This is a genomic window from Pseudomonas sp. IPO3778 (assembly GCF_013386825.1).
In the GTDB taxonomy this organism is placed as follows: domain Bacteria; phylum Pseudomonadota; class Gammaproteobacteria; order Pseudomonadales; family Pseudomonadaceae; genus Aquipseudomonas.
This window is the reverse complement of the sequence record NZ_JACARC010000036.1, coordinates 19,178-24,155: the sequence shown is the minus strand read 5'-3', so window position 1 is coordinate 24,155 and position 4,978 is coordinate 19,178. Positions and strand designations below refer to the sequence as shown.

The following is a 4,978-nucleotide window of genomic DNA, read 5'->3' as shown; positions in this document are numbered from 1 at the left end:
CCGAGTGGTGGGGCAAAGACCTTTTGGTTACTTTTGGGGCGTTTGCCAAAAGTGACCCGCTGTAAGAGCGGAACCCTAGGTGGCCGTTACCGCAGCAATGGATATACACCCAAAAACCCCAAGCCCCCCTGCGCCGCTTAGGTCACTCCAATGCGTCAGAGTGCGTCGCTTTTAGCCCCCCTGCGAAATTGAGCCCCCCCACCTCCCGGCTCAATACTCATCCCATGAAAACAACAAGCCGAGCCTATCAAGCGCTGGGCGCACCGCTTCAGGCCTGCAACTCCATACCGCCCGGAAAAAGCGTGCGTCGCCCAGCCAAGGAAGAGTCAATCGGAACAGTGGAGGCCTTACCCCCCTCCCCAGCAGCATGGAGTCAATGCTGGCCATAACACTGCCGATCCAACTGACTGCATACAAAAGGACGCACCCGGCAACCCCGCCGGGCCCACGCCTTGCAAGTCGCTCAACATGTGCACCCACCCCCCAGGCAGGAACTCGAAATGAAAAAAGAAATAGAGACGGGTTATGGTTTGACCGGCATTGACTTCAATTCCCTCAGCTTGAAACGGCGCTCGTTTCTGCTGGGCGCAGCCGCCTCTGCCGCAGGCTTGTACCTCGGCTCGTTCGTACCCAGCGCATTCGCCGCCACCACCGGGCACCTGGAAATCCTCGGCTGGGAAGGTGAAACCGGCGACGCCGAACTCGCCGACTGGCGCAAGCAGCGCAACGTCACCGTGCGCTCCAGCTATGCCAGCAACCAGGACGACATCACTGCGCGGCTGGCGGGCTCCGATCCGGTGCAACTCGACCTGACCATGTACGCCCTGGGCTACGAGAAAATCTACCAGGAAATGGGCCTGCTCAAGGCCATCGACACCTCGAAGATCCCCAACTATTCCGCCGACAATACCCTGCCGTTGTTCTACAAGGGCAGCCGCTGGTACTGGGACGGCAAGCAATGGGGCATCCCGTTGCTGTGGGGCATGAACACGATTGTCTACAACCCAAAGAACGTCAAAAAACCTACCCAATACACCGACCTGCTGGACCCGAAACTCAAGGGCCGGCTGACGTTCGTCGATGACGGCACCTCGAACTGGTCGCTGATCGCGATTATTGCCGGCTACGGCGACAAATACCCCAACCTGACCCGCGACGAATTTAACGACGCCTTCGAAAAACTCAAGCCATACCGTGATCAGTGCCGGGTGTTTGCCGCCTCTTCGGGTGATGCGGTGTCGCTGTTGGTGTCGGGTGAAGTGGACGCGGTGTTCTCGGCCTCCGCCAACACCCCGAGCGAAACCACCAAGCGTGGCGTGACCACCGCCCTCTCGGTGCCCACCGAAGGTGCGGCTCTCTGGTGCGATGCGCTGTTCATCCCGAAAACCGCGAAGGATATTCCCCTGGCCCTGGAGTTCATCAACAAGACCCTTGAACCCGAAACCCAGGCCAAGATGGCGACCACCATGTTCTCCGGCGTGGTCAACCCCAAGGCCGTGCCCCTGCTGCCCGAGGACCTGAGAAACACCTTCGACTACGGGCACCTGGACAGCTTCTTCGAGAAATCCAAACTCTATGGCCAGCCGCCCCTGAGCTCCGAACAGTATGTGACCTATGCTGAATGGATCGATCAGTGGGCGAACTTCAAAGGCTCGTTCTAGAGCGCTTGGCACGCTGGTGCAGGCAACCGGGGGGCGGGGTTCGCAAACCCTCGCCCCACGGGCCAAAGCGCCCTGACTCTCGAAGAAAAACCGTAAAGGCAACCTCATCATGACCGTAGTCAACAACACCGAGTCCATGCCCCTGGACGACCGGGATTCAAGGGTCGGCAAACACGTGAAGATCGACAAGAAAACCCTCAGCGGGTATTGGCTGGCATCCCCGCCGTTGCTGTTTCTGGTGGTGTTTTTTCTGATCCCGTCAGTACTGCTGCTGGTTGCCAGCTTCTGGACCGCCAAGACCTTCAGCATGGAACCCGCCGCCACCCTGGCCAACTATGCCAAGGCATTGAGCGCCAGCGGGTTTTATGACTCGCTGTGGATCGCCCTGCAGAACGGTTTCTGGACCGCCCTGCTCTCCACCGTGATCAGTGCGCCGGTGGCCTATTACATCGTGTACCGCACGCGCTCCAACGCCGTGCTGTACCTGGCACTGGTGTCGTGGTTTTCCAGCTACCTGGTACGGGTCTACGCATGGCGCTCGATCCTGGGCACCAACGGCGTGATCAACTCCACCCTGCTGCACTTCGGCCTGATCGACCAGCCGCTGGAATGGTTGGTGTTCAGCAAGTTCGCGGTGGTGCTGACCCTGGTGCACATCATGCTGCCCTTCACTCTGTTGCTGCTGGTGTCGGGGTTGCGGGACATCAAGAAGGACTACCTGGAAGCGGCCGCCGACCTGGGCGCCGGCGGCGTCACCATCCTGTGGCGGGTGATCATGCCCATGGCCCACAAGAGCATCGTCAGTTCGTTCATGTTCACCTTCGTGCTGGCCGCCAGCGACTACGTGACCCCGCAACTGCTCGGCGGCCGGGATGCCATGACCACCGGGCTGGTGATCGCCAACCAGTTCCGTTCGGTGGGTAACTGGCCACTGGGGGCAGCGATGGCCTATCTGCTGTTGATCGTGTTCATGCTGGTGTACGCGTTGCTGCTGGGGGTGTTGCGCGCCGCCAACCTGGCACCCGGCAAGCGTTACCACGACTGAATACCGCCCATAAAAAAGGTAACTCGCCATGATCCGGTTATTCACTTACATCTACATGCTGTTCCTCTACGCGCCCATCGCGATTATCGCGCTGTTCAGCTTTCACTCGTCCGCCTCGTTGTCGTTCCCGTTCGAGGGTTTTTCCACGCGCTGGTACGAGGCGTTGTTCAGCAGCTCGGACTTTATGACGGCCCTGACCAACAGCGCCATCGTCGCCGCCGGTTCGGCGATTCTCACTACCTTGCTGGGTACGTTCTCGGCCCTGGCGCTGATGCGCATGAAAGGCCGGGTGAAGGCGGTGTTCGCGTTCATGAACTTCGCCCCCATCGCCTTGCCTGGGTTGTTCCTCGGGATCGCCCTGGTGATTTTCTTCTCCCTGATCGGCCTGCCCCGCTCGCTGCTGACGGTGATCATCGGCCATACGCTGTTCACCTTTCCGTTCTTTGTGGAGTCGGTGCGCTCGCGCCTGGAGTATTTCGACCTGTCGTTCGAAGAAGCGGCGCGTGACCTTGGCGCCTCGCCCCTCAAGGCGTTCTGGCTGGTGACGTTGCCCATCATCGGCCCGACCATCGCCGGTGCCGCGATCCTCGCGGTAGCGCTGTCGATGGACGAGTTCCTGATCACCGTGTTCGTCACCGGCAGCGACACCACGCTGCCCCTCATGATTCTTTCGATGATGCGCCGCGCCGTCAGCCCCACCATCAATGCCGCCTCGGTATTCATGCTGGTGGTGACCATCGCCATCATCGCCATCGCCGGCCTGGTCATGACCTTGCGTCGTCGCCGCCTGGAACTTGAACGTGCTGAAACTGCAGAGTAATCACCATGACCAACAGTATTGAACTGACCGGAATTTCCAAGAGCTACGGCAACCTCACCGCCCTGGGCAAAGTCGACCTCACGGTAAAACGCAACGAGATCCTGACCCTGCTCGGCCCCAGCGGCTGCGGCAAGACCACCCTCATGCGCATCATTGCCGGCTTTGAAGAGCCCACCACCGGCAAGGTGATGATCGACGGCAAGGACTCCACCGCCCTGGCGCCTGAACACCGCCCGGTGAACATGGTGTTCCAGAAGTACGCGCTGTTCCCCCACCTGGACGTGTTCGACAACGTGGCCTTCGGGTTGCGCCTGAAGAAAAAGCCCAAGGATGAGATCAAGCGTGAAGTGAACAAGGCGCTGGAGTTGGTACAACTGGAAAGCTTCAAGAGCCGCTGGATCTCCGAGCTCAGTGGCGGGCAAGCACAACGCGTAGCCCTGGCCCGCGCCCTGGTGAATCGCCCGGCGGTTTTACTGCTGGACGAACCGCTGGCGGCCCTGGACCTGAAAATTCGTCACCACATGCTCAACGAGATCAAGCGCATTCACGAAGAGACCTCCACCACCTTTGTGTACGTGACCCATGACCAGGACGAAGCGATGATTTTGTCGGACCGTGTGGTGCTGTTGAACAAGGGCGGCATCGAGCAGATCGGCGGGCCGCAGGAAATGTATTGGTCGCCGCGCACCTTGTTCGCTGCCAAGTTCTTCGGCGACACCAACATCGTCAATGGCACCTATGGGGTGAGTGGCGTGGTCGAGCTGCCATTTGGGCGGTATGCCCACACCGCTAAAAGCGGCGTGGGTGCGGGCCCGGTGAATGTGTCGATCCGCCCTGAAACCATCGGCCTTGAGCCCGCACTGGGCGCCACACTGGCCGACGGCGCGTTTGCCGGCAAGGTCAAGGACACATCGTTTATCGGCAACCGCGTGATCTACCGCGTGGAAGTGGCCGGCGGCACACTCGACCTCAAATGCCAGCAACTGCCCACACCCGGCAGCCACGCACTGCCGCCGGGCACAAACGTAGCACTGACCTGCAAACCGGAAAGCTTTGTGGTGATCCCGGCGTGAATGGGTTGAACATGGGGCCTGGCTGAAGCAGCCGAGGTTCATTTTTACGCTGGATCATGCGCTCTTTCACGGGAGCCTGGTCCGGCGTTTTTTTTGCCCGGAGGAATAGTAATGACGGATTACATCGTGGCCGGAGTCGGGTGTGCCGGGCCGTGATGGACAGCACGCTGGCGGTGCATGGGATTGAGGGGTTACGGGTGGTTGATAACTTGATTGCGCCGACGGTGTGTGTGTGTGAGCACTACCCATGCGTTGGCGATCATGATGGGTGAGAAGGCGGCGGATGGGATTTACTCGCTCAGCACAGCGGACTGCCGGCCGGCTTGAGTGTGTAGAAGCAAAAGCCAGATCAAAAGCCAAAGCGGGCACGGTCCAAATG

General features: G+C 60.0%; 4 protein-coding genes. All 4 read left to right on the top strand.

From position 1 onward, the window contains the following. Positions 1 to 500: 500 nt before the first annotated feature. The 4 genes from HX855_RS18430 to HX855_RS18415 all read left to right on the top strand — a co-directional run bounded on the left by HX855_RS18430 (position 501) and on the right by HX855_RS18415 (position 4,599). Positions 501 to 1,661: a PotD/PotF family extracellular solute-binding protein gene (locus HX855_RS18430; RefSeq protein ID WP_177089958.1), complete on the top strand. Its 1,161-nt coding sequence runs from the start codon at positions 501 to 503 to the stop codon at positions 1,659 to 1,661. A 109-nt stretch (positions 1,662 to 1,770) separates the two neighbouring features. Beyond that, positions 1,771 to 2,706 (top strand): ABC transporter permease, encoded by a 936-nt coding sequence (locus HX855_RS18425; protein ID WP_177089959.1) that lies wholly within the window; start codon positions 1,771 to 1,773, stop codon positions 2,704 to 2,706. Positions 2,707 to 2,734: 28 nt separating this feature from the next. After that, on the top strand, positions 2,735 to 3,526 hold the full coding sequence (locus HX855_RS18420) for an ABC transporter permease (RefSeq protein ID WP_177089960.1): 792 nt from the start codon (positions 2,735 to 2,737) through the stop codon (positions 3,524 to 3,526). Between the two features lie 5 nt (positions 3,527 to 3,531). Then, on the top strand, positions 3,532 to 4,599 hold the full coding sequence (locus HX855_RS18415; RefSeq protein ID WP_177089961.1) for an ABC transporter ATP-binding protein: 1,068 nt from the start codon (positions 3,532 to 3,534) through the stop codon (positions 4,597 to 4,599). The last annotated feature ends 379 nt before the right edge of the window (positions 4,600 to 4,978 follow it).

Excerpts from the sequence above, each read along its gene's own strand:
- HX855_RS18430 (WP_177089958.1), top strand. The coding sequence starts at position 501 with ATGAAAAAAGAAATAGAGACGGGTTATGGTTTGACCGGCATTGACTTC.
- HX855_RS18425 (WP_177089959.1), top strand. The coding sequence starts at position 1,771 with ATGACCGTAGTCAACAACACCGAGTCCATGCCCCTGGACGACCGGGAT.
- HX855_RS18420 (WP_177089960.1), top strand. The coding sequence starts at position 2,735 with ATGATCCGGTTATTCACTTACATCTACATGCTGTTCCTCTACGCGCCC.
- HX855_RS18415 (WP_177089961.1), top strand. The coding sequence starts at position 3,532 with ATGACCAACAGTATTGAACTGACCGGAATTTCCAAGAGCTACGGCAAC.